The 23,672-nt window shown below is 52.7% G+C and carries 26 protein-coding genes; 10 read left to right on the top strand and 16 right to left on the bottom strand.

Annotated features, from left to right (window positions below):
• The first annotated feature begins 129 nt into the window (after window positions 1–129).
• From dacA to lipA, 4 genes are all read left to right on the top strand, one after another.
• Window positions 130–1,341: a D-alanyl-D-alanine carboxypeptidase DacA gene (gene dacA, locus EL29_RS03110; RefSeq protein ID WP_019106261.1), complete on the top strand. Its 1,212-nt coding sequence runs from the start codon at window positions 130–132 to the stop codon at window positions 1,339–1,341.
• A gap of 100 nt (window positions 1,342–1,441) precedes the next feature.
• On the top strand, window positions 1,442–1,705 hold the full coding sequence (gene ybeD, locus EL29_RS03105; protein WP_006118404.1) for a DUF493 family protein YbeD: 264 nt from the start codon (window positions 1,442–1,444) through the stop codon (window positions 1,703–1,705).
• 168 nt (window positions 1,706–1,873) lie between these two features.
• Window positions 1,874–2,527 carry a lipoyl(octanoyl) transferase LipB gene (lipB, locus tag EL29_RS03100; protein WP_019106262.1) on the top strand — a complete coding sequence of 218 codons (654 nt, stop codon included), beginning with the start codon at window positions 1,874–1,876 and terminating at the stop codon, window positions 2,525–2,527.
• 174 nt (window positions 2,528–2,701) lie between these two features.
• Window positions 2,702–3,667 carry a lipoyl synthase gene (gene lipA, locus EL29_RS03095; protein WP_013025007.1) on the top strand — a complete coding sequence of 322 codons (966 nt, stop codon included), beginning with the start codon at window positions 2,702–2,704 and terminating at the stop codon, window positions 3,665–3,667.
• Window positions 3,668–3,777: 110 nt separating this feature from the next.
• Here lipA and tatE read toward each other — a convergent pair whose 3' ends face one another.
• From tatE to EL29_RS23505, 6 genes are all read right to left on the bottom strand, one after another.
• Window positions 3,778–3,981: a twin-arginine translocase subunit TatE gene (gene tatE / locus EL29_RS03090; RefSeq protein WP_013025006.1), complete on the bottom strand. Its 204-nt coding sequence runs from the start codon at window positions 3,979–3,981 to the stop codon at window positions 3,778–3,780.
• A gap of 150 nt (window positions 3,982–4,131) precedes the next feature.
• The gene (locus tag EL29_RS03085) at window positions 4,132–4,929 is read right to left on the bottom strand and encodes a deaminated glutathione amidase (RefSeq protein WP_028714939.1); all 798 of its coding nucleotides are present in this window, start codon (window positions 4,927–4,929) and stop codon (window positions 4,132–4,134) included.
• 63 nt (window positions 4,930–4,992) lie between these two features.
• On the bottom strand, window positions 4,993–5,424 hold the full coding sequence (locus EL29_RS03080; RefSeq protein WP_013025004.1) for a GNAT family N-acetyltransferase: 432 nt from the start codon (window positions 5,422–5,424) through the stop codon (window positions 4,993–4,995).
• A 342-nt stretch (window positions 5,425–5,766) separates the two neighbouring features.
• Window positions 5,767–5,976, bottom strand: a complete 210-nt coding sequence (gene cspE / locus EL29_RS03075; RefSeq protein ID WP_006118399.1) for a transcription antiterminator/RNA stability regulator CspE — start codon at window positions 5,974–5,976, stop codon at window positions 5,767–5,769.
• Between the two features lie 150 nt (window positions 5,977–6,126).
• A complete protein-coding gene (gene pagP, locus EL29_RS03070) occupies window positions 6,127–6,699 on the bottom strand; it encodes a lipid IV(A) palmitoyltransferase PagP (RefSeq protein WP_015700757.1) in 573 nt (190 codons plus the stop codon).
• Window positions 6,700–7,189: 490 nt separating this feature from the next.
• Window positions 7,190–7,273: a small membrane protein YohP gene (locus EL29_RS23505; protein WP_019105993.1), complete on the bottom strand. Its 84-nt coding sequence runs from the start codon at window positions 7,271–7,273 to the stop codon at window positions 7,190–7,192.
• Between the two features lie 256 nt (window positions 7,274–7,529).
• Between EL29_RS23505 and EL29_RS03065 the strand changes: the two genes are divergently transcribed.
• Window positions 7,530–7,775, top strand: coding sequence for a hypothetical protein (locus tag EL29_RS03065; protein ID WP_014606320.1), 246 nt, complete (start codon window positions 7,530–7,532; stop codon window positions 7,773–7,775).
• A gap of 50 nt (window positions 7,776–7,825) precedes the next feature.
• Here the strand turns inward: EL29_RS03065 and gntT are convergent, their stop codons facing one another.
• Entirely contained in the window at window positions 7,826–9,142 is a 1,317-nt protein-coding gene (gene gntT, locus EL29_RS03060) for a gluconate transporter (protein WP_013025000.1), read from the bottom strand.
• A 289-nt stretch (window positions 9,143–9,431) separates the two neighbouring features.
• Between gntT and EL29_RS03055 the strand changes: the two genes are divergently transcribed.
• Complete coding sequence (locus EL29_RS03055) at window positions 9,432–10,580, top strand: iron-containing alcohol dehydrogenase (RefSeq protein ID WP_019105991.1); 1,149 nt, start codon at window positions 9,432–9,434, stop codon at window positions 10,578–10,580.
• Window positions 10,581–10,599: 19 nt separating this feature from the next.
• Here EL29_RS03055 and EL29_RS03050 read toward each other — a convergent pair whose 3' ends face one another.
• The 4 genes from EL29_RS03050 to EL29_RS03035 form a co-directional block, all read right to left on the bottom strand.
• Entirely contained in the window at window positions 10,600–11,451 is an 852-nt protein-coding gene (locus EL29_RS03050) for a Cof-type HAD-IIB family hydrolase (protein WP_019105990.1), read from the bottom strand.
• A 103-nt stretch (window positions 11,452–11,554) separates the two neighbouring features.
• On the bottom strand, window positions 11,555–11,989 hold the full coding sequence (locus tag EL29_RS03045) for an RcnB family protein (protein WP_013024997.1): 435 nt from the start codon (window positions 11,987–11,989) through the stop codon (window positions 11,555–11,557).
• Between the two features lie 491 nt (window positions 11,990–12,480).
• Entirely contained in the window at window positions 12,481–13,575 is a 1,095-nt protein-coding gene (locus EL29_RS03040; RefSeq protein ID WP_013024996.1) for an ABC transporter substrate-binding protein, read from the bottom strand.
• A 160-nt stretch (window positions 13,576–13,735) separates the two neighbouring features.
• Entirely contained in the window at window positions 13,736–15,022 is a 1,287-nt protein-coding gene (locus tag EL29_RS03035) for an HAAAP family serine/threonine permease (protein ID WP_028714938.1), read from the bottom strand.
• Between the two features lie 402 nt (window positions 15,023–15,424).
• Between EL29_RS03035 and EL29_RS03030 the strand changes: the two genes are divergently transcribed.
• Window positions 15,425–16,618 (top strand): zinc-dependent alcohol dehydrogenase, encoded by a 1,194-nt coding sequence (locus EL29_RS03030; RefSeq protein ID WP_024471163.1) that lies wholly within the window; start codon window positions 15,425–15,427, stop codon window positions 16,616–16,618.
• A 32-nt stretch (window positions 16,619–16,650) separates the two neighbouring features.
• Here EL29_RS03030 and EL29_RS03025 read toward each other — a convergent pair whose 3' ends face one another.
• Window positions 16,651–17,916: an acid phosphatase gene (locus tag EL29_RS03025; protein WP_028714937.1), complete on the bottom strand. Its 1,266-nt coding sequence runs from the start codon at window positions 17,914–17,916 to the stop codon at window positions 16,651–16,653.
• 409 nt (window positions 17,917–18,325) lie between these two features.
• Between EL29_RS03025 and EL29_RS03020 the strand changes: the two genes are divergently transcribed.
• On the top strand, window positions 18,326–19,519 hold the full coding sequence (locus EL29_RS03020) for an AI-2E family transporter (RefSeq protein WP_022623704.1): 1,194 nt from the start codon (window positions 18,326–18,328) through the stop codon (window positions 19,517–19,519).
• A gap of 47 nt (window positions 19,520–19,566) precedes the next feature.
• Here the strand turns inward: EL29_RS03020 and EL29_RS03015 are convergent, their stop codons facing one another.
• From EL29_RS03015 to EL29_RS03005, 3 genes are all read right to left on the bottom strand, one after another.
• Window positions 19,567–19,884: a KPN_00521 family repetitive protein gene (locus tag EL29_RS03015; protein WP_013024991.1), complete on the bottom strand. Its 318-nt coding sequence runs from the start codon at window positions 19,882–19,884 to the stop codon at window positions 19,567–19,569.
• Between the two features lie 139 nt (window positions 19,885–20,023).
• On the bottom strand, window positions 20,024–20,461 hold the full coding sequence (locus EL29_RS03010) for a DUF4186 domain-containing protein (protein ID WP_019105987.1): 438 nt from the start codon (window positions 20,459–20,461) through the stop codon (window positions 20,024–20,026).
• Between the two features lie 18 nt (window positions 20,462–20,479).
• Window positions 20,480–20,749 carry a cupin domain-containing protein gene (locus EL29_RS03005; protein ID WP_014606329.1) on the bottom strand — a complete coding sequence of 90 codons (270 nt, stop codon included), beginning with the start codon at window positions 20,747–20,749 and terminating at the stop codon, window positions 20,480–20,482.
• Between the two features lie 179 nt (window positions 20,750–20,928).
• Between EL29_RS03005 and EL29_RS03000 the strand changes: the two genes are divergently transcribed.
• On the top strand, window positions 20,929–21,822 hold the full coding sequence (locus tag EL29_RS03000) for a lipid kinase (protein WP_014606330.1): 894 nt from the start codon (window positions 20,929–20,931) through the stop codon (window positions 21,820–21,822).
• Here the strand turns inward: EL29_RS03000 and EL29_RS02995 are convergent.
• Entirely contained in the window at window positions 21,819–22,544 is a 726-nt protein-coding gene (locus EL29_RS02995; protein WP_014606331.1) for a YoaK family protein, read from the bottom strand. The genes EL29_RS03000 and EL29_RS02995 overlap by 4 nt on opposite strands.
• Before the next feature lie 593 nt (window positions 22,545–23,137).
• On the opposite strand from EL29_RS02995, the gene EL29_RS02990 reads away from it, so the two are divergent.
• Complete coding sequence (locus EL29_RS02990) at window positions 23,138–23,620, top strand: hypothetical protein (protein WP_228225307.1); 483 nt, start codon at window positions 23,138–23,140, stop codon at window positions 23,618–23,620.
• Window positions 23,621–23,672: the final 52 nt, after the last annotated feature.

Genomic DNA, 23,672 nt, shown 5'->3' with positions numbered 1-23,672 from the left:
ACAGAGGTTACCGTGACAGGTAACCTCTGCTAACAACTCATTCACTAAGCCGGATGTCTGAAAATCAGGCATTTGTTATGATGAGTGACTTTTTTAAACCTTAAACCCATGGATGTTGTCGTCCCACACATGAACACGCTGAAACCTTCTCGTTTGTTAAAACGCCTGACAGTGGGATCACTGATCGCCTTCTCCCTCAGCCATGCTGCCATCGCTGATGATGTTAATCTCAAGACCATGATTCCCGGCGTACCGGACATTGATGCCGAAGCTTATGTCCTCATCGACTACAATTCAGGCAAAGTGCTGGCTGAGAAAAACGCGGACGCACGCCGCGACCCGGCGAGCCTGACGAAGATGATGACCAGCTACGTCATCGGTCAGGCAGTTAAAGCAGGAAAAATCCACCAGGACGATATCGTTACCGTGGGGCAGGATGCGTGGGCGACCGGTAATCCGGTATTCAAAGGTTCATCCTTAATGTTCCTGAAGCCTGGCGACCGCGTTCCGGTTTCCCAGTTAACGCGCGGTATCGTTCTGCAGTCCGGTAATGATGCCTGTGTGGCGATGGCCGATTATGTCGCCGGCAGCCAGGATGCCTTTGTTGGCCTGATGAACAACTACGTGAAAGCGCTGGGTCTGCAAAACACGCATTTCCAGACCGTTCATGGCCTGGATGCGGAAGGTCAATACAGCTCAGCACGCGACATGGCGCTGATTGGCCAGGCGCTTATCCGTGATGTTCCTGAAGAGTACGCGGTTTATAAAGAGAAAGAGTTCACCTTTAACAATATTCGTCAGATGAATCGCAATGGTCTGTTATGGGATACCAGCCTGACCGTTGACGGCATCAAAACCGGTCACACCGCGTCAGCAGGCTATAACCTGGTGGCCTCTGCGACAGAAGGACAGATGCGTTTGATCTCTGCCGTGATGGGCGGTCATACCTTCAAAGGCCGCGAAACGGAAAGTAAAAAGCTGCTGACCTGGGGTTTCCGCTTCTTTGAAACCGTCGCACCGCTGAAAGCCGGGAAAGAGTTTGCCTCTGAGCCCGTGTGGTTTGGTAACAGCGATCGCGTCCAACTGGGCGTTGAAAAAGATGCTTATCTGACCATTCCACGCGGCCGGATGAAAGATCTGAAAGCCAGCTATGTCCTCACCAATACCGAGCTGCATGCGCCACTGAAGAAAAACCAAGTGGTTGGCAGTATCAATTTCCAGCTCGATGGCAAAACTATCGATCAGCGTCCTCTGGTGGTGTTAAATGAAGTCTCTGAAGGCGGCTTCTTCAGTCGTATCGTTGACTATATCAAACTGATGTTCCACCACTGGTTCGGTTAATGGTGCATGGCGGTTGAAAAACCGCCACTCTGCCCCCATTACAGGTTAATATGATGCTCCCGCTTCGGCGGGAGCCTGTTTTTTATGTACCGGAGTGATTATGAAAACCAAACTGAATGAACTGCTCGAATTCCCTACCCCATTTACCTACAAAGTAATGGGGCTGGCACAGCCGGAGCTGGTTGATTTGGTGCTTGAGGTCGTGCAACGCCATGCACCCGGCGATTACAGCCCAGAAGTGAAACCCAGCAGCAAAGGTAACTATCACTCGGTAAACGTCACGATCAATGCCACCCACATCGAGCAGGTCGAAACCCTGTACGAAGAGCTGGGCAAAATTGAAATCGTGCGGATGGTGCTGTAACGCTGTCAACACCGGTCAGCGGGTCAGGCTGCGCAGATAACGCGCTGACCCGTATTTTCTGCCTTACCGACCCAGCCGCTCTGTACTCATTCTCTCATCCCGAAGGCGTTTAACTTCATCACCGCCAGCGTTATACTCAGCGTCTCCCCTCTTTAACGGATACTCGTTTTGTCTGCAGACACGCTTCTTATTCGCCAGTTTGGGTTATGTGACTGGCAATCGACCTCAGACGCCATGCACCACTATACCGATCAGCGCGATAGCGAAAGCCGGGATGAAGTCTGGCTGGTGGAACATTATCCGGTCTTTACACAGGGCCAGGCGGGAAAAGCCGAGCACCTGCTGATGCCCGGCGATATTCCTGTGGTACAAAGCGATCGTGGGGGACAGGTGACCTATCACGGGCCAGGACAACAGATCATGTATGTTCTGATTGATGTGAAACGCCGTAAAACCGGCGTGCGTCAGCTGGTGACCGCCTTAGAAGAAACGGTCATTGCCGTACTGGACCGCTTTGGCGTGGCGGCGCGGGCCCGACCCGATGCGCCAGGCGTCTATGTTGGGGATGAAAAAATTTGCTCGCTGGGGCTGCGCATTCGTAAGGGCTGCTCGTTTCACGGGCTGGCATTAAATGTGGCGATGGACCTGTCGCCATTTTTACGGATTAACCCGTGCGGCTATGCCGGAATGCACATGACGCAGCTGCAACACTTCCGGCCTGAAGTCACGTTAGCCGATGTTCAGCCGTTGCTGGCCGAAACCTTTGCCCGCCAGTTGGGTTATCAGCAGGTTGAATGGCATCAGGTTGAAAACCCACGCTGAGTTAACGGTGAATGCGTATTTACAAATATGTAACTTATCGGTGGTGTCTTTGGCTGCTTCCTGGCCGTTGAGATGATATAATTTTTGCACTTTTTTCAAATAAAGTTGAAAGCCGCCTTCTCTGATTGAGTGAGACAGCTTTCAAATCGCAATCCGACCGGAACCTGCTGATTTATGAGTAAACCAATTCAGATGGAACGCGGCGTCAAATATCGTGACGCAGACAAAATGGCGCTGATCCCGGTGAAAACCGTGGCCGTCGACCGGCAAGAGATTCTACGCAAGCCGGAGTGGATGAAAATCAAACTGCCGGCGGACTCCAGTCGTATTCAGGGCATCAAAGCCGCAATGCGTAAAAACGGGCTCCACTCCGTTTGTGAAGAAGCCTCCTGCCCTAACCTTGCTGAATGTTTTAATCACGGCACGGCGACCTTTATGATCCTGGGCGCGATCTGTACCCGCCGTTGCCCGTTCTGCGACGTGGCCCACGGTCGTCCTAACGCACCCGATGCAAACGAACCGGGTAAACTCGCCCAGACCATCGCCGACATGGCACTGCGTTATGTGGTTATTACCTCGGTGGATCGCGACGATTTACGTGACGGCGGCGCTCAGCATTTTGCCGACTGTATTACGGCTATCCGGGAAAAAAGCCCCAGCATCAAAATTGAAACGCTGGTGCCTGACTTCCGTGGCCGCATGGATCGTGCGCTTGAAATTCTGACTGCCACACCGCCGGATGTGTTTAACCACAACCTTGAGAACGTGCCACGCGTGTATCGCCAGGTGCGGCCGGGTGCAAACTATGAATGGTCGCTGAAGCTGCTGGAACGCTTTAAAGAAGCCCATCCCGAGGTACCGACAAAATCCGGTTTAATGGTAGGCCTGGGAGAAACTAACGCTGAAATCGTCGAGGTCATGCGTGACCTGCGTCGTCATGGCGTGACAATGTTAACTCTGGGTCAGTATCTGCAGCCCAGCCGCCACCATTTGCCTGTTCAGCGCTATGTCAGCCCGGCGGAATTTGATGAAATGAAAGAAGAGGCACTGGCGATGGGCTTTACCCATGCTGCCTGCGGCCCTTTTGTCCGCTCGTCTTACCATGCCGACATGCAGGCAAAAGGCCTGGAAGTGAAATAACCGTTCGCCTGCTGGCTGCCTTAAAAAACAAAAAACCAGATTGCCCGCAATCTGGTTTTTTTATGGCTGTCAGAAATAAAAATTAACACTTTTCTAAAACTGACGCCGCGTTAGTCTTTATGAGAAACGCGTTCCGCAGGGGTTTCTTCTGCCGTGGTGCGCGCTGCACTGGTGTCTTCGTCTTTCATGGCCTTTTTAAAGCCTTTGATTGCGGAGCCCAGATCGCCACCCAGAGAACGTAACTTGTTGGTGCCGAAAAGCAGTACGATAAGCGCACCGATAATCAGCAGCTTGGCAATACTGATACCTTCCATATATAACCTTTATAATCTGGCGAATAACGGTAACGCTTATTTAGGCGCAGTTTAGCGCTAACCTCAAGCGTAATCTGTAACAGATTAAGATCGCGCAGCGGCGCCGTCAGGTTTCAGGCCCAATCGGGTAGCGATGATCCCTGCCCCCGGTTAGCGCGTTCCATCCAGTTCGGGCCGGCTAAAACGGCGGTTATCCAGCACCGGCAGCATTGCGCGCGCTGTTGCGATTCTTTGTGGATCGAGCTCGGCAAAAATAAGTGCCCGGGACTCGGCCGCCCGGCTTATCGGTACGCCAAGGGGATCGACCACCATGCTATTGCCAATATTACGCATACCGCACTCGCCTACAGCCACCACATAACAGGTATTTTCCAGCGCGCGCGTGCGGGTAAGTAAATCCCAATGCATCTCTTTTAGCGGCCCTTTGACCCATGCGGAGGGTAAGACCAACACCTCGGCCCCCTCCAGCGCCAGACGCCGCGACAGCTCGGGAAAACGCACATCGTAGCAGGTCATCAGCCCGACTTTCATGCCCGCAACGTCCACCAGCGGCGGAATCTCTTGTCCGGCTTCAACCCGCTTTGATTCCTGCATCGCGAACGCATCGTACAGATGCAGCTTGCGGTATTCTGCCACGATCTTGCCATCGCGAATGACCACCAGCACGTTAAACACTTTGCGCTCACTGCCCGGCATATGCATTCCCAGCACGGTAGTCAGCCCATGGCCTTTGCTGGCGCTAAGCAGTTGCGACAGAAACGGCCCGTCAGGCGACTGAGCGGCTTCCAGTATGAAATCGGGATTAGTGATATCAGTGGCCAGCACCGCTTCTGGCAGAACCAGCAGATCGGCCCCGGCACGGCTGGCCTGGTCCATCATGTCCAGGCAGGTTAGGGCGTTTTCCTGCCAGTCACGCTGAACCGCAAATTGCCCTAATGCGACTTTCATCGTGGGTTCTCCCTGAAAGCAGTACTGCCGTGATACAGGCCCTTTGGTAACCTTTCAATGCTCTTACAAAGGCTGAAGGGCTTTCACATGGTAGCGTGGTGATTCAACATAGCCTTCACGGCCATAAAACTGGTTAGCTTTAAGACGTGAAGCATGACAGTGAACTTCCATGCGGTCGCAGCCGTGCTGCGCTGCCAGGGCTTCTGCATGCTGGAGCAGTTTCTGGCCCACACCTTTGCTGCGCTCACCGTCCGCGATGCAAAAATAGCTGATACGGGCAAAATCCCCTGCCAGCGCCAACTGAGGGATAAAATGCAGGGAAAGGAATCCCAGTACATGATTACCCTGTTCTGCGATCAGCAGCTTTTCATTGGGGTCCGTCATAAGCTGGGCCAGACGTTGTTCAATAAAATGCTCTGTACCGCCATAACCGAGTTCACTTAACAACGCGCTCAGTACGAAGCTGTCCTTCGCCTGAGCCGGACGAATATCCATCCTGGCACCTCTTTATCTGTTATGCGGAGAGTCAGTTATAACCTGAGACACGCTAAAATGCTCCCCCTGCGAGTTGTTATGATTATGTTACAAGGATTATCTGTGACTCGCGCCGCAGTTTACTGGCGGTTATCGTGCTGCAGTAGCCTGTCTGGCGCCGTGTGCCAGCGTGATATCGAAAAGCGCGGGAGGGCGTGATGTGCAGGAAATGATACGGGGACGAGGCAGCGGCAGCACTGCAATTGCGCCTTAAAGCCGTTTCATCCTTCAGCCAGAAATGTGACGCGTACCGGCATAAAAAAACCCGCCAGAAGGCGGGTTTTTAGAATTCTGACTGTTAACTTACAGACTGATAACGTTAGCAGCAGATGGGCCTTTTGCGCCGTCAGTGATTTCAAACTCTACACGCTGACCTTCAGCCAGAGTTTTGAAGCCATTGCTCTGGATCGCAGAGAAGTGTACGAATACATCTTTGCTGCCATCTTCAGGAGTAATGAAACCGAATCCTTTAGATTCATTAAACCACTTAACGTTACCTTTAATCTTAGACATCTATATTACCTTTACATGAAAAATGGACACTAAACTGTGTCGCCATCTAGTACAGCAATTGCTGAGGGTTTTGTCCAGCCTGATTTGATGAAAAAGTGATAAATATCGCTATTATTTACCCTTTGGTTACTTTTTCACTGGCTCCAGAGCTTAAAACTGCCAGCGCAGCCAGGCAAAATACACGTTACCGTTGTTGTAAGTACCTGGAATATAAGTCATTTGAAAGTTCAGCGAACCATAACCTATTGACGCCAACGGTAATATGGCCGGAACAGGATAGTATCCCCAGTTATGCCGTGCCGTTACCCCTGCGGTATAGCCCAGACCATAGTGAAAATTTTGATCCTGCAAAGGTCGCCAGGTGGCCTCCCAGCCGTAACCGCCAAACGGTTCCCACTTGTTGAAAGAATCTTTGAACGCCATCAGGTAAAGGCCGTGCCAGTTCCCTTTCTCATCGTAACGCGAAACGCCACCACCGGCGCCCCAGGGACGTTCGTTATATCTGTGAATATGCTCTTCATCATACGTCCAGCGGTTGTGCCAGGTGATGGCGGGCACATAAACATCAATTGCATCAGGCTGTTGCCAGGTTTGCTGGACGTTGCCGGTAAAGGTATCCCAGCCTGATTTAATCTCTTGGGAGAGCATAGCGGCCTGGAGGGAAAAAGAAAAAAACAGCGCCAGTAATGGAGCTGATAACGTTGTTAAAAGGTACCTGTTCACTTCGGTATTACCTGTCTCTTATTGATTGAACGCAGTGTTCCATGCTGAAAATCAGCAACGAGAAGACCCGCCTGACCCGAAATTTAAAAAAAATGCTCAGGGTATTCAGCATGTAATTATCATTGACGTAATAAAGCACGAGCAATTTTAGCGCAAAAAAGATGAACCAAGCCCAAACAGCAAGAACTTTCAACATTTCCACTAAGTTCTGTAGTTTTCACAACCAAACTCAACACTTACGCAATATCACGTCGCGCCTTCATACAGGCGCCGAACGGGGCGAGCAGTGATAAACAGCGACTTTTACCATCACACCACCTCAGGTAAACCACATAAAGAATGATTAAGGATCAGGGTAATGCCAGTAAAAATGCGCTCGCTTAACCAGGTAGCAGGTAGCAGGTAGCAGGATGAAAATCTTACAGGCTCGCGGTGTCAAGAGAAACGCTCACTGGCCGGGCTGCGGGCACCCGTCAAGATGCCCGTCGAATCAGAAAATCAGTTTGAATACCCCTGTCAGGGTCAACAGTCCCACGATAAAAATAATGGCGATAATCCACAGAATTATTTTCATTTCCTCTCCCTTACCATTAAAAAACATTCCCATAACAGTATAGGCAAAATTCAGCGATGTGCTTTTTGCTTATTGCGTTCTCAACTATGAAAGCAACATTCAGCTTTAATTGTGATTTTCTGTGAGAAGCATCGCATAGCGGCCTTTTTGTCGCCCCTGTCGCTTCGTTTTAAGAATCATCTCTGGCTAAAATTTAGGCGGACAGGACAGCTCGACGGTTTTGACACTAAAAATGCAAAGCAGGGAGAGAGACCTTATGAGTAGCATTAATACCAGCATGGGCCGCTACAGCCTGAAGGCAAAAGACAGCGGTGAACAAATCAAAGGTTTTTTCGCCATTAATGATGAAGGCGGCACGCAACTTACCCGACAGGAATTTGCGGAGCATTACCTTGATGATGTGGTGAATAACGTGATTTATCCGGTTACCGGAGGTAACCGGGAGATCGCCCGCGCACTGCGAGAACAGATGGTAAAAGCGGGCTTTGAAGCGTCAGATTAACGGCAGGGGCCGCCATGTTTGCGCGGCCCTTTTGTCACGTGCAGGCGCCCTTACACCACGTAAGAAAGTAGCAAGCATCCCACTAAACCACACACTGATATAATCGTTTCCAGTGCTGACCAGGAGCGGATGGTTTCGCCTATCGTCAGGTTGAAATACTCTTTAAACAGCCAGAATCCTGGATCGTTAACGTGTGAAAAAATCACACTGCCCGACCCCACGGCTATCACCATTAATTCAGGACTGGCACCGCTGGTTACAATTAACGGCGCGACAATGCCTCCGGCGGTAATCGCCGCCACGGTTGCCGAGCCAAGCGCGATACGCAGCACAGCAGCAATAGACCAGGCCATAAACAACGGCGACAAATTGGTGGCATGCATCATATTGGCAATGTATTTATCCACGCCGCTGTCCACCAGAACCTGCTTGAAGGCCCCACCGCCGCCGATAATCAGCAGCATCATGGCAATAATTTTGATGGAATCGCTTAACGTGTCCATCACCTGTTCCATGCTGCGCCCGCGGTTCAGACCAAAGGTGAAGATCGCAATCAGCACGGCAATTAGCGTCGCCATAACAGGATCGCCAAAGAACTCGGCATAAGGCAACAGCGCGTGTCCCTTGGGCAGCACCATCTCCGCTACCGCACGCAGTGCCATCAGGATGACCGGAACAAGCGATGTCCAGACGCTGACGCCAAAGCCTGGCATTTCGGTTTCACTAAAGGTTTTGGGGTTGTAGAGCCCTTCAGGGATAGGCTTATCAATTCCTTTGAGGAAACGCGCGTAGACCGGCCCCGCCAGGATAACGGTCGGAATGCCCAGTAAGGTACCAAAAAGCAGGGTTTTCCCCATATCGGCGTTAAACAGCGTCGCTATTGCCGTGGGGCCAGGATGAGGCGGTAAAAACCCATGGGTGACAGACAACGCCGCCGCCATAGGAACGCCAACAAACAGCAGCGGTACCCGTGCAGAAGCCGCAACGCTAAACACCAGCGGCAGCATCAGCACAAAGCCCACTTCGTAGAACAAGGCAAAACCAACGATAAAACCGGTCAGCACCAGCGCCCACTGGATGTGCCTTGTGCCAAATTTATCGATCAACGTGGTGGCGATACGTTGTGCACCACCACAGTCGGCCAGTAATTTACCGAGCATGGCACCAAATCCCATGATCAGCGCCAGTCCGCCCAGCGTCCCGCCGACGCCGTTTTTAATCGAAAGAATGACTTTGTTGACCGGCATGCCCTGCATGATCCCCACCGCCAGGGCGACTAAAATCAGTGCGATAAAGCCGTTGAGTTTAAAGCGAATCATCAGCAGTAACAGTAATGCCACGCCAATCGCCACATAGAGTAATGGCATAATTTTTCTCCACCTGATGCTCTGAATCTTCTCAGTGCCGCTTTGTTATCGTCGTCCCGGAGGACGCGCAAAATTGGGGCGCTGCCATGGTCGTAACATTTTGACAACCCCTGTTACCGATAACATGTTAAGGGTAACATCCGTGTTAAAGCATCACTCCACGTCGTTGAATTTGCGTTTTGCGAAGACGATCAACTTTTGCTCCCCTCGCTATAAGAAAGTTTCGCGGGGCCGATCGCCCGCTTTTCGTTACACTCAGATTTTAGCGAAGATATAAAAGGATGCGCTGGTGAGTGACAATCTGAGTGAGCTGTACAGCAATCAACAAACCCTTTTCGGCCAGGGAAGCCTTAACAAACTGATTCCCCTGTTGGCCGCCCAACCCCAGGCTACCCTGCTCTTTTGCGGCCGTTCGTTCTTACAGGGCGGCGCCTATGCCCGAATTAAAACCACGCTGAACGATCACATTGTGGGTTATGAAATTGTGAGCAACGAGGCCTCGCCTGCCGATATTGATGGCTGGGTGGCGCGCTGGCGCGGCCATGTCGATCGGGTTATCGCCGTAGGAGGCGGCAGTGTTCTGGATGCCGCCAAGGCCTTCAGCGCCATGATTCAGCACCCGCTTCCCACCGCCCGCTACCTGGAAAAAGTCGGAGACACGGCAGTCAGCGCCGTTACCTTGCCGCTCATCGCGATTCCCACCACGGCGGGCACCGGCAGTGAGGTCACGCAGAACGCCGTCGTGACTGACCAGCGGGATATCCAGATAAAAGCATCGTTACGCCATCCGGTGTTCGTGCCACAGGTCGCGATTCTCGATCCCGACTTGCTTAAGGGCGCCCCCGATAAGGTGCTGGCCACCTGTGGAATCGACGCGTTTACCCATTTATTTGAAGCCTATCTTTCCAGCAAGGGCAACCTCTTTACGCGCCAGTTAGCCCTTACCGGACTGCGTCAGTTTATTCAGGGATGGCCTCGGCAAAACCAGCAAGACGAAACCGGCGATCGCGCGCGTGAGGCGATGATGATGGCGTCCTGGTTGGGCGGTGTCAGCCTGAGCAGCGCGGGGCTGGGCGTAATACACGGCATCGCCGGAGAGCTGGGCGCGATTAAACCCTTCCATCATGGTGAAGTCTGCGGCAGGCTGCTGTTCACGTTTCTGGATCATCTTGCAGACAGCCAGCATGCGCGCCAGCGTCAGCTCATGGATGACATGCATGCGCAGCTTTTTGACGAGGAGACCGATTCACCCGCGCGCTATCTCAAAGCCTGGCTACAACGCTCAGCCATTATGACGTTCTGGCAGGAGGGGCCAACGTTAAGCCCGTCGGATATCGACTGGATCCTGGCCCGGGCCAACAGTAAAAACAGCCTCGTCAGCTACAGCAAAGATGAGATGCGCGACATGATTACGCGCGCCTGGCCGGTCAGCGCCTAAGCGTAGTGCGGGCGGTGTTTTAGCCCGCACATTCCCCCTGTTCCGCCCCGCTAAAGGGCGTTTCACCTGCAAGCATTTGCTCGATCACCTGTAGCACACCTTCATCATTATTCGCGGGTGCCAGGAAGCGCGCGGCGTCTTTAACCCGCTGCGGCGCATTGCTCATCGCGAAACTGAAACCCGACTGCTGCAGCATCTCGAGATCGTTACCGCCGTCGCCAAAGGCCAGTACCCGATCGTGAGAAATGCCCCAGCGCTGCGCCAGCAGGTTCAGGCCGTTAGCTTTATGCTGACCAGGAACGATTAAGTCAACCGAACCGTGCCCGCTCGACGTCGCCGCCGCCGAACCTTCGTGCAGGCGCTGGATATCCGCCATTAAAGGCTCGACATACTCATCCGACAGATTAAGGGCAAACTTAAGTATCCTGTCGTCGGCAACCTCATCAAGAGAACGAATGGGCCTGAGTCGGTGGCAATAATGCCGCATCTTGACCAGCCACTTCTCATCCATCCCTTCGAAGTAGTAGGCGCTCTCACGTCCGCAAAGCAGATAGCGCAGATCAGGATAGTGGCCATTTTCAAGCGTATCGAGTACCGCATCGATGTCATTGCGGCTAAAAGCACCGCAGAACAGTTCTTCATCACGATCGATAATTAACGCGCCGTTTTCTGCGACAAACGCAATCTCACTGGCGATCTCAGGGAAAAATGAGCGGAGTTGATGGTATTGATTGCCGCTGGCCACGACAAATTTGATATGTCGCTGAGTGAGCTGGTGGTAACAGGCGAGGAACCGCGCGCGGTTATACTGCTTTTTGTCATCCAGAAAGGTGCCATCCATATCAACAGCAACCATCTTAACCGTGGTCATCAGAACTCCTTAGCCGGTAAACGTTCAGGATTAACTGTCAGAATAGCCTGGTAACGGGCGTTCGGTGCATAAAAAAGGGATGGCATCGGCCATCCCTGTGTCGCTATTGAAACGCGTTATTCAGGATTAACGAGGTAATAATGCCGGTGGCGGCGGCAATCAATACATAGTTACCGTCGATGTCGGCCCAGTGCTGACCCGGCGGCGGTTCTCTCAGACCACGCTCACGCCAGTCATCAACCCGATAATCTTCACCGCAGTACTCTCGCGGTACAGGGCCACCACGGCGAAACTCATGACCGCGCCAGGCAAAGCGATCGTGATGATAATCGCGCCGCACATCTGGCGGTGGCGGGCCAGGCCGGTGGCCGGGAGGTCCATCGCGATCCAGGCCTGGCGGGCCATCGCCGTCGGGACCGCGGCCAGGATGATGCCACGGACCGTCTGGGCCGCCAGGCCCCTGTGCCAGCCCAGGGCTGCTGTACATCGTGCTGTATGCTAAAAGGGCGATAATCAAACCTGATTTTATTTTTTTCATGGTACTGCCTCCAGTGGTAACGGCGACTCAGCGCCGTTGCCATTACTATTGTCGTAACTGGAAGAAATAAGAATGACCAAAACTCTTAAAAGTCAGCGCGCTAAACAGGCGCGGACGGCGTCTCTCTCTCGTCAGGCACGCTGCATCAGGCGTGAAACACAGATACCTTGCGGAAAATCGTTTGGGGACTCAAACCTGGCGAGGCATCAAAATAAAACCCCGATCCTGAGATCGGGAAGTTATCGTCAAAGCCAGTAAACTGGAAAATGCCCCTTAAGAGAAAAAGGGAGAAGCAAAGCAGACAACACCACATCACAAGTGTCGGGATGAAATAATAACCTCTGGTTAATGACAGTTGGATGAAAAACGGCGCGGATATATTTTCATGCCGGTTTGATCCAATAAGAAATACACCGCTGCACATCGCAAACCTGAAAACGGGTGTTCAGTTTTATCCGTTCAGGCGCGCTGTACGCCTGAACGGATGACCATCAGGGGTAACTCAGCAGCACAGGCGCATCCGGTAATTTTGTAAACCTGCGGATGATTTGATGGTAATCCGCCACCGGATCGAGCTGACTAAACTGCTTTGGATACAAATCTTTTGCCAGAATCTCCATCCCGATAATGTTGTAAGGATGGTTGTAGAAGTGGTGATAGATCCCGTAGGTGCGCCCCTGTTTTACCGGCTCAATCTGCGCTAATCCTGTACGCTTCAACAACGTCGTAAAGGTTGCCGCCACCGCTTTCCTGTCCGATCCGTAACCGAACGGCAGTACATTACTGTTGGAACGTTTTGACCCCGTCATGATGTAAACGTCCGGCTTCATGGCAATGATTTTCTCAAGGGAAACAAAACCTGCGTTACCCGGCAGCAAAGTCGATCCGATATTTTTGCCGCCGACCGCTTCCACCAGTCCACCCCAGCCGCTGTGGCTATGCGTAAAGCAGCAGCTGTCGCTGTTACCGGCTATCGGTTCAATAAAGACGGTGGGTTTGGTTTTAACCTGGTCAATGCCCTTCTGCAGATTCTGCCAGTGCTGCTGGTAAAAATCGGTGTAGGCCTTCGCCTCGGCTTCACGGTTCAGCACTTTACCCAGCAGCGTAATACCCGGCACGGTGTTTTCTTTAGGATGCAGTTCATAGTCAACAAACACGACCGGGATGTTCAGGCTTTTGAGCGTGGTCAGCACTCCCGACTGCATCAGCGCAGGTTTGGCACGCAACTGCGCAATCATGATATCCGGTTTCTTTGCCAACACGCTTTCGAGGTTCACCTGCCCCTGATCGTTGAAGCCCATATCCACAATCTTCTCAGCCTGCGGCCAGGTTTTCTTCAGCAGCGCCCAGGTTTGCGTATCCTGTTTCTTTGGCAGGTTATTCCATGCCACAACCCGTTTAAAAGGGTTATCCCGGTCCAGCAGCGCCAGCGTCATGATGTCTCGCCCGTCCTGGAGAATGACGTGCTGAGGTTCTTTCTGCAGCGTAATCGTCTGTCCATCCACATCCGTTACGGTCAGAGGATAGGTGGTGGCCGAACAGACCGTTGAGGCCAGCAACGTGGCTGCAAAAATACCGAATTTCATGTTTATTAACCCTGTTGAGAAATAAGAATTATTCTCGTTAACTTTACCATGCTAATTCGTAACAAATATAAACCTTTGTTTAATGAATACGTCTGAACGCTGTCTCAGGTTGGCGCCGTCCCGGCATAAGGATCGGACGGCGCCTTAATATCAATGAGAATTACGCCTTAAGCAGCGAATAAAAAATGGCCGAAATGGCGATCAGACCGGCGAGCATCACAAACAGATTACTGAGTTTGCCACTGTATTGACGCATAGCGGGCACCCGCTGGATAGCGTACATCGGCATCAAAAACAGAATTACGGCAATGATCGGGCCGCCCAGCGTTTCAATCATTTTGAGGATATTGGGATCGAGCGTTGCCACCAGCCAGGTTGTCAGCAGCATAAACACGGCCGTCAGACGATTCAGCCTGTCAGGGGCTAACGCTTTGCCCCGGCTACGGAGCGCTTTATTCACCATGCCGTTGAACCCTTCACGTGCGCCCAGATAGTGGCCGAGGAATGACTTGGTGATCGCCACCACGGCTATCAACGGCCCAATCCAGGCGATAAGCGGCGCATTAAAATGGTTGGCAAGGTAGGACAAGATCGAAATGTTTTGCGCTTTAGCGGACTGTAAGTCTTGCGGCGAGAGGCTGAGTACGCAGCTGAAGACAAAGAACATCACGGTAAGCACCATCAAAAGGTGCGCGCAGGCCAGAATCCGGGAGCATTTTCGCTCGGCCTGCTCGCCGTACTCCTGCCGCTTCGCCAGGGCGAACGAGGAGATGATTGGCGAGTGATTAAACGAGAATACCATGACCGGCAGGGCAAGCCACAGCGTCATCCACAGATTGCGCCCGCTGCCCGTATTGAGGGTTTCCAGTGCGGCCCCGTGCCAGTAAGGAATCAGACAACACGCCATCAGCATCAACACGGCGACAAACGGATAAACCAGGACGCTCATCGCTTTCACAATCATGCTTTTGCCAAAGCGCACCACCGTCATCATGCCGATAATCAATATCAACGACAGGAGCGCACGCGGCGGCGGCACCAGGCCCAGTTGGTTCACCATCAGGCTTTCAACGGTATTAGTCATGGCTACGCTGTACATCAGCAAAATAGGGTAAATGGCAAAAAAATAGAGCAGCGTAATCAGTTTGCCCGCCCCTTCGCCAAAATGCTCTTCAACCACGTCGGTGATATCCCCTGCCGGATTGCTGCCAGAGAGGACAAAACGCGTTAAGGCCCGATGGGCAAAGAAGGTCAAGGGAAACGCCAGCACCGCCATAACGATCAAGGGTAACAGTCCCCCCATGCCCGCATTGATCGGCAGAAACAACACGCCCGCACCGATAGCGGTGCCATATAAACCCAGCATCCAGACGGTATCCGTTTTTCGCCAGCCAGTTTCATCATTAACGTGAGGGGTTTCCAGCGTGCGGGTTTGCGAGGTTTTCATCAGATCTTCCAGAATATGCATCAGCCTGAATCAAGGCTTGCAGCGGGTAAAGGGTTGGCGTTTTTCGCCATCAACGCATGTGTGCAACCTGCCAGATTCAGCCCGTCCCGTCAGGACGTAATCGATTGCGCCCCATTTTTTACACTATCTGACGGTAAAAATTCAAGTTAAGCGCCATATCGTGCATCTTTCCGGCAAAAACAGGGGAAAACGTGTGATGACGGCGTTACGGCCTGCCCCGTCCGCCATAGTTTGCGGATACCGCTCTGCTTACCCATTTTTTCCTCACTACACTTCAATCACCTTTAACATTTTGGACAGGACAGTGCGCTCAACCGCGCTGTTAATGCTGCAGCCGCCCGATCGGCGGTTGCCGTCCAGTGATTTACAGGAGTCGACTCTATGAAAGCGTTAACCTATCACGGCCCTCATAAAGTCAGCGTTGATAACGTTGCCGATCCCGGACTGGAAGCCGCCGATGATATTATTCTGCGCGTAACGGCCACGGCGATCTGTGGCTCTGACCTGCACCTTTATCGAGGAAAAATTCCCGGCACCGATCATGGCGATATTTTCGGCCACGAGTTCATGGGTGAAGTGGTGGAAGCCGGCAGTGCGGTAACGGCCGTGGCAAAAGGCGACCGCGTGGTGATCCCGTTTGTTATCGCCTGCGGTGACTGCTTTTTTTGTCATCTGCATCAGTATGCCGCGTGTGAAAACACCAACAGCGGCAAAGGCGCGGCGCTAAACCGCAAAAGCATCACGCCGCCGGCGGCCCTGTTTGGCTACAGCAAACTCTATGGCGGAGTGCCCGGTGGTCAGGCAGAATACGTGCGCGTGCCTAAGGCCAACGCCGGCCCTTTTAAAGTGCCGAACACCCTTTCAGACGAAAAGGTTCTGTTCCTGTCCGACATTTTGCCTACCGCCTGGCAGGCGGTGAAAAATGCCGAGATTAAACAGGGATCGAGCGTCGCTATTTTTGGCGCAGGTCCTGTGGGCCTGCTCAGTGCCGCCTGTGCCCGACTGGAAGGTGCAGAGCAGATCTACATGATCGATCACAATGACTACCGGCTGAATTTTGCCAGAGAGCGCTACGGCGTGATCCCCATCAACTTTGATAACAACGACGATCCCGCCGCCTGGATTATTGAGCACAGCGCGGGACACCGCGGTGTGGACGGCGTGATTGACGCGGTGGGTTTTGAAGCCAAAGGCAGCATGACCGAAACAGTGCTAACCAACCTGAAGCTAGAAGGCAGCAGCGGCAAAGCGTTACGTCAATGCATCGCTGCGGTTCGCCGTGGCGGCATTGTCAGCGTGCCCGGCGTGTATGCGGGATTTATTCATGGTTTCCTGTTTGGCGATGCGTTTGACAAGGGCCTGACCTTTAAAATGGGCCAGACGCATGTGCATGCTTACCTGCCCGATCTGTTGAATTTGATTGAAAAAGGGCATTTAACACCGGAAGAAATCGTGACGCATCATATGCCACTGGAAGATGCCGCTCGCGGTTATGAGATTTTTGAAAAGCGTGAAGAAGCGTGCCGGAAGGTTATTCTGGTGCCTGGCATGATGCCAACCCAGGCCACGCTGTAAAAACATGGGCGGGAGATTCCCGCCCATGTTTTTTATCTGTGGGATTTGGCCTGTGCGTAAGCGGCGTCCAGATCCAGCCTCTGCCAGAATGCCTGATCGGCGCCCGGTCCACCCAGCGGATAACCGGCAGATAAGGCACTTTTCACCATCAGTTCACGGCGCTGTTTTGCGGACAGCTGTGGTAAGGCCGTTTCCAGCAGCACCTCGGCCCCGTCCGGTACCCGCAGTTTGGCCGTGTTCCCGGCGACCTTGGGCAGGTTATAGCTCATCGTAAAGCGATAAAACGGCTTCATGCTGCCATTGCCGTAAGGATCATCGCTACCGGCAGGTTTGGCGCACGCCGCCAGGGTTGTTCCACACTCTTTTTCCAGCGCGCTACGCAGTTGTTGACGGGCATCGTTGAATAACGTCCGATAAGCGGCATCGTTCAGATAATGGGCAACGTTGTATTGCGCCACCATGCGCGAGCCCATCACGTCGAGCGGGTAGTGTACGCCCAGAACCAGCCGTGAATAGCCGTAGCGTGCGCCGCGTTGCAGTAAGGCTTCAAACCGCTCCGGCACCATCTCTGCCAGCAGCAGCGCATCGGTATAGCCCGTGTTGGTGTGCCCGCTGGGGAACGAGCCGCCATCGGCCGTGTAGGGATGATTGTCTTTGATCACCGTATCATCCGGCACCAGATGAATCGTATTCCCTTTGTGCAGGAAAGGACGCGGATAGTTAAAATGTTTTTTTGCTTCACCGGTACTGACTTCACTGGCTTTGATCAGGGCTGCCGCCTTATTGATTTCGCCTTTGTCATAGGCGGCCAGGAAGGCTTTACCTAAACGCGGCCCGAGGGCATCGGCGAGAAAATAGAGATAGCTGATCCCCTCTGCGTCCGCCAGCGCCTGATGGCGCTCGCCCTGAGTGGCATTGAGATTAATTGATGTCACCGTGGCACGATTGGCGTCCAGTACCGCTTCCGGCAGCGTGCTGAACCCTGATAACAGGGCAATACCTGCCTTTTGCAACGCATTCCCCTGGAAATCATAACCACTGGCTTTCAGCCACTGGTAGTCAGCGAGTCTATCACTCTGCTTCGCCTGCTTGAGTTGGTCACGGCTGAGCACAGGCGCGCCATGTTGTATGGCCGCCCGCTCTGCCGCAAGCGCCTTTAATTCAAGTGCGTTAAAAGCCGGGCTGGACGATCCCTGCGAGGTGTTGTTTGCCAGCATGCTGGCCTCGGACAACGAAATTGCCTGTGCCTGCTGCGCCACCAGCAGTGCCGCCGCAATCAGCGTGAATTTCATTTTCATTATTATTCCTTTGATGTCTGATTATCTCTGACCTTGCCGGTTGTCACGCTAGCATTGCCCTATGACATTTTTATTTCAGCTGTTATGCCAGAGGTTTACCCCCAAAGCGCGTTGCGCGCTGAAAAAACCACCGCGAACGGGCAGCAAAAACGGCCTAACCCGCTACGCTAGTGTAGGATTGACCGGTGTTATTCACAGATAACGAGGTCTTGCCCAATGGCGATGTCAAGACTACGCCCCGCCACCTCTTTACGACGTTGTGAGGGCGTTACCGCACGAATGCCGTCTGACATTGATTAAAAAACAGAATTGATCGTTGATTACCGTTGCGACATTCATACACTCTCGGGTTGCGAATGGCCGCATCGGCGTGCGTGCTTATTAAGGGATGTTTACATGAGGTTATCCAATGCGCTTTAAAGGACTTACTGTCGGGTTTTTCCTTCTGATTTTAGCAATGGCCACCATTGCCTTTTTTGAAGTATTAGCGCCCTACTTTTCGGCCATTTTGTGGGCAGCGGTGCTGGCCGTCATCTTCCACCCGCTCAAAAGGTATCTGCGCGGCAAACTGGGCGATCGTAACGGTCTTGCCTCACTGCTGACGCTGGTTTGCATCTGCCTGATCGTTTTCACCCCGTTAGCGATCATCGCCTCATCCATGGTGGTGGAGGTGAACACGGTTTATCACAAGCTGCAAACCAACTCCGCCCAGTTTCCGGTGGTCTTTGCCGATTTGTTACAGCACCTACCGGGCTGGGCTAAACATTATCTGGCTGAAAATAATCTGGATAATGCCACGCAGATTCAGCAGAGGCTGTCGGCATTTGCCCTTAAGGGCGGTCAGTATCTGGCGGGCAGCGCCTTTATCATCGGTAAAGGTACGTTCAGTTTTACCGTTGGCTTCGGCATCATGCTTTACCTGCTGTTCTTCCTGCTGAAAGATGGTTCCTATCTGGTGCATCTCATTCTGGAAGCGCTTCCGCTGTCTACCTACGTTAAACATCATCTGTTTATGAAGTTTGCCGCGGTGTCACGCGCAACGGTGAAAGGCACGGTCGTCGTTGGCGTCGTGCAGGGGATTCTGGGCGGGCTGGCTTTCTGGTTTACCGGCATCGATGGCAGCCTGCTATGGGGCGCATTGATGGGCTTCCTGTCACTGGTTCCTGCGGTCGGTTCCGCCATTATCTGGGTTCCGGCGACCATTTTCTTCTTCGCCACGGGTGCGCTGTGGAAAGGGTTGTTCCTCGTTGGCTTCTTTGTCGTGGTTGTCGGCCTGGTAGATAACATTCTGCGCCCGCTGCTGGTGGGCAAAGATACCAAAATGCCTGACTACCTGATTCTGATTACGACGTTGGGTGGGATGGAAATCTACGGCATTAACGGCTTCGTGATTGGCCCGGTGATCGCCGCGCTGTTCATTGCCTGCTGGAATCTGCTGTCCGGACGCGATAACCGTGAAAACATCGAAGAGATCGATGAAGAGTTTATTGAAGAAGGAAAAAAACAGTCTGATACCGCACAACAGGATGCGGCAGAAGCAGAGGCCGCAAAGGCCGAGGCCTTAGAGGCGAAAACGGTTCCGGCCGAGCCGGCTCGAAAATAAGCCATAAAAAAACCCACCATCGGTGGGTTTCTTCACACTAAAGCGGCTTAGTTAGTCGCTTTATTTTTCAGGTCTTCAGCACCCTGCTTGGTTTTATCCCAGCCTTTCTCGGTGCCTTCTTTGGTTTTGTGCCAGCCTTTCTGCGTGCTTTCAGAAATTTTGCTGGAGGTCGAATTGCTCTTGCCTTCTGCGGCATGCTCAGACTTCAGCTTCAGCTCTTCGCCTTTATGCTCGGTCTGATGCAGTTTTTCTTTAGCGGTATCTGCGCCTTTGTGCGCTTCAGCGACAGTTTCATCCGTTGTGGTAGCAGCGAAAACTGGCGAGGCCAGTAAAACAGCAGACAGTGCAATAATTGCTTTCTTCATCGTAATTCCCTCTTGTGTGAAATTTGTCGTCTTGCGTGATTATCCTGGCACAGGAGACCAAAGAACGATTTAAGAATAGACCTGAAATGAAATATGGCGAACCTGACTGGTTAAAAGTCCATCAGCCACATAATCTTTTCTACCACAAATCCAGCTGCTGGCTGCCCGGCGAAGGTGATTTGGCGGCGGCTCTGGCCTTACGTACGCGCGGCGCAGGCGCGGGTTGCGCCATCGCCTGATGGATCCAGTGCATAATCACCGCGACCACATAAGCCTGATGTTTATCATCCAGCGCCTGATGCTGAGCAATCCCGTGCCATTTCGCCAGACAGCCACGACAACAGGTCGCGGTGGCGTGCTGCGCGATGAAAACCGGATGGCCGCGCATTGGCGTCTGTTTACCGTCATTAGGCGGTGCGCTGGCAGCCAGCCGCTGCTGGACAAACGTGGCCGCATGGGCTGCCACATCGGCCTCTCCCTTCGTCAGGCAGTAGTCATATTCCGACCGCCCCAGACGGAAACGCTGACGAAAAGGCGATTGGGCTAAGCGCTGAAACAGCGCGTCAAAGGTGTTCATCACTGGCGCATCACCGGATTAACTTTTTCTGCCTGACAGATAGCGAACGCCTCGGTCGCCAAACGTCTCGCGGTGCGGCTGCCCTGCATGCAGGTGAAAAATATCGCCTTCGCGATAGGTGGTCGCCTGATTTTCGGTGTACAAGGTAATATCGCCACTCAGGATCAGAGCCATTGCCTCAAAGGGATGTTCATGATGATCCAGCTCGCTATTTGCGCCCCGCTCCACAATAACCGGCTCTGCAAACCCTTTTTCTGCCAGAAGGGTTCGAAATTGCTGTTCTGTCATTTGTGCTCCCGTGAGTCGTGCCATTTTCTGGCAGTGTAGACAATCCTGGCGCAGTTTGTCAGGGCCATCTCCTGTCCTGGGCTTACGTAAAGTAGCGCAAGCAAGGTTGTAAGAGATAATCCCGCATGTGTACTTTCTGGTTACTTCATCACTAACATTTCATTAAAAATGGACGAAGCATGCAGCAAAGGGTAAAGACGGCATTACTTTTAATCAACCAGCGCTCACGTAAAGGTCGCATTGATGCCGCGCGCGCCACGCAGCTGCTGCAGCAATCCGGTTTGATTCTGCTAGAACCCGCTTACGACGACAGCCGTCCTTACGCTGAGCTCATCACCGCGTATGCCAGCCAGGTGGATCTGGTGATTGTCGGCGGGGGCGACGGCACCCTCAATGCGGCGGCAGCGGGCCTTATGCAGACCGGCTTACCCTTAGGCATTTTGCCCCTTGGCACCGCCAACGATTTTGCACGTACGCTCGGGATTCCGCCTCAGCTGGAGCTGGCTGTCAGCATCATTTGCCAGGGACACGTACGCTTTGTGGATTTGGGTGAGGTAAATGGTCATTTGTTCCTGAACGTATCCAGCATCGGTTTTTCGGCAGAGCTGGCGCGGAACCTTACGGCTCAGGCCAAAAAACGCTGGGGCGTGCTGGGTTATGCTTTTGCAGCACTGCGCATCTTGCGGCAAAGCCGCCCCTTTAGTGCGACGTTACATCATGAGGGACAGGCTATTGCGATCAAAACCGTTCAGGTTTCGGTCGGTAACGGACGTTTTTACGGCGGTGGCATGACCGTAGAGCAAAGCGCGGCCCCGGACGATGGGCTGCTGGACGTCTACAGCCTGGAGTTGAAAAGAAGCTGGCAGTTGCTGGCGCTCTTCCCCTCTTTGCGGCGCGGCACCCAGGGCCGCTGGCGTAACGTACGCACCTTCAGCACCACGGCACTCACACTGCATACGCGCCGTCCGCACTACATTAACGCCGACGGCGAAATTATTGGGCAAACGCCCGCGCAGTTTTGCCTGATTAATGATGCGCTCAAGGTGCTGGCCCCTGAAAAGCGCCACCCTTAACGGGCAACATCAGCAGGCTGAGGTTTTAGCATAGCGACCAGCGCCATGCCCATCAGTCCCAGACCGATAAGCACCAGAAAATAGTAGTTCAGCAAATGCCACAGCCAGATACCGGCCACGCCGCCCACCAGAAAAGCAAGAATCGTGTAGGTATGCAGTCGCAGGCGTTCCAGATAGAGTGGCGCATCTTTGGGTGATTCTTTTCGCCGGAGGACATCAAACAGCATGGCCAGTTCGATGCCAATGTCTGTGGAGGTACCGGACACGTGCGTCGTTCTGACGCGCGCATTCGAGATACGCGTGACCACCGCATTTTGCAGCCCCATTAAAAAGCTCAGGCTCAGGATCAGCACCACACCGGATGCAGCAATGGGATAGCGAGCCTCAATCACGCCCAGCGCCACCAGCGCAATGCCTTCTATAAAGATATTCACCGCGTAAATAGTACGAATTTTGCGTCTGCGTCCGGCATTAATAATTAATGTGGAAAAGAGCGCGCCCACAATAAACATGCAGACGATAAACAGGAAAAACAGACCGTTGTGAAACTTTGCCTTGGCCAGAAAATCGGATAGCGAAGAGACGTTACCGGTCATATTGGCGGAAAAGAATCCTACAATCTCAAACGCGGCGGTATTTAAGGCGCCCGCCACGGCGGCAAGGGTGCAGGCAAGACGGCTATCAGCGATATACGTCCGTTCTGTTTCTGTGCTGATAAGCATAAGATCCACTCTGCAAGACAACCCACTCAGGTTGGCCGATTTTACGCCAGCCGCCTGTTATCGTGAAGAAACGCCGGAATAATTTTTTAGGCGGTCTTCACGAATGGGCCTGGTAATACGCGATTAAGGCCAGCAGGTTAACGATGACCGCTGGCCTGTCTGGATGTCACAGCCGAATTTTCTTTAGTCCTTCAAGCGCTTGTTGCAGATACGCTCGCGGACAGGCCAGATTTAGCCGGATAAATCCTTTACCTTCGGGTCCAATTGGATACCCCATGAAGGGGCATGAGAAGTTGAAAAGCAGAGCGAAGATACCTGGTTGTTCGCCAGGGTTTACATCGCTCTGGAACAGTAAATTAAGCGCATGATGTCACTCTTTTATCATCTGGTTTTCCCGGCGGCGTGTTACAGAGGTTGTCTGTCCGGCATATTATATCGCGCCTACTCACCCTGGTGCGATAAAACACATCGCGTAACCGGTCAATGCCGCAGATGACAATCTGTTGCGCTTTTCATGTAACAGATCAAGATGGCGAAGCGTTAAAACATGCAGGCTCTGCAATCTGATGATTTTTTATTTGATACAGGGCCTTATGAAACGCGCGACGACTGTTTTTTTTCTTTTTATATCGACAGTTTTAATCTCAAACAGCGCCCTTGCGGAGCGCGCACCGCTGCTGGGTAATCTGCCTGCCAGCGGACAGCAGCTGTGCGGCAAAACCATAAAGCTTCAACTGGTGAAAACGTCCGATAACATCATGCTTTTAGGTTTGAAAAACCGGGAAAGTAGTGAGATGGATCTGTTTATGTCCAGCGTGGCGTTTACTGCAGACAATACCTATTCCCGCTTCGTGCCCGTGAAGTTTGATCAGTTATCGAAGCACTTCATTGAAACGCACAATCCAGCGCTGGAAGTGGTCTGGGGCGCGGCTATAGACGATAAGAACGTGCTGAGCTATAAACTGGCGTTAGGCAGTTATACCTATTCCTGCGGTGACATTGAATCCTGGCCAAACGACACGGCAAACCAGCTGTATGGTGAATCAGAAAATGGCGCTGAAGCCGAGATAAAATAGCGCGATGAAGATCAAAACAGACTGCCAGAGTAAGTCGCGGGCAGCCCACCAT

The organism is Pantoea ananatis LMG 2665 (assembly GCF_000710035.2).
GTDB classification, from domain to species: Bacteria; Pseudomonadota; Gammaproteobacteria; order Enterobacterales; family Enterobacteriaceae; genus Pantoea; species Pantoea ananatis.
Note: the sequence above shows the minus strand (reverse complement) of the source record. Positions and strands in the feature narration are given on the sequence as shown.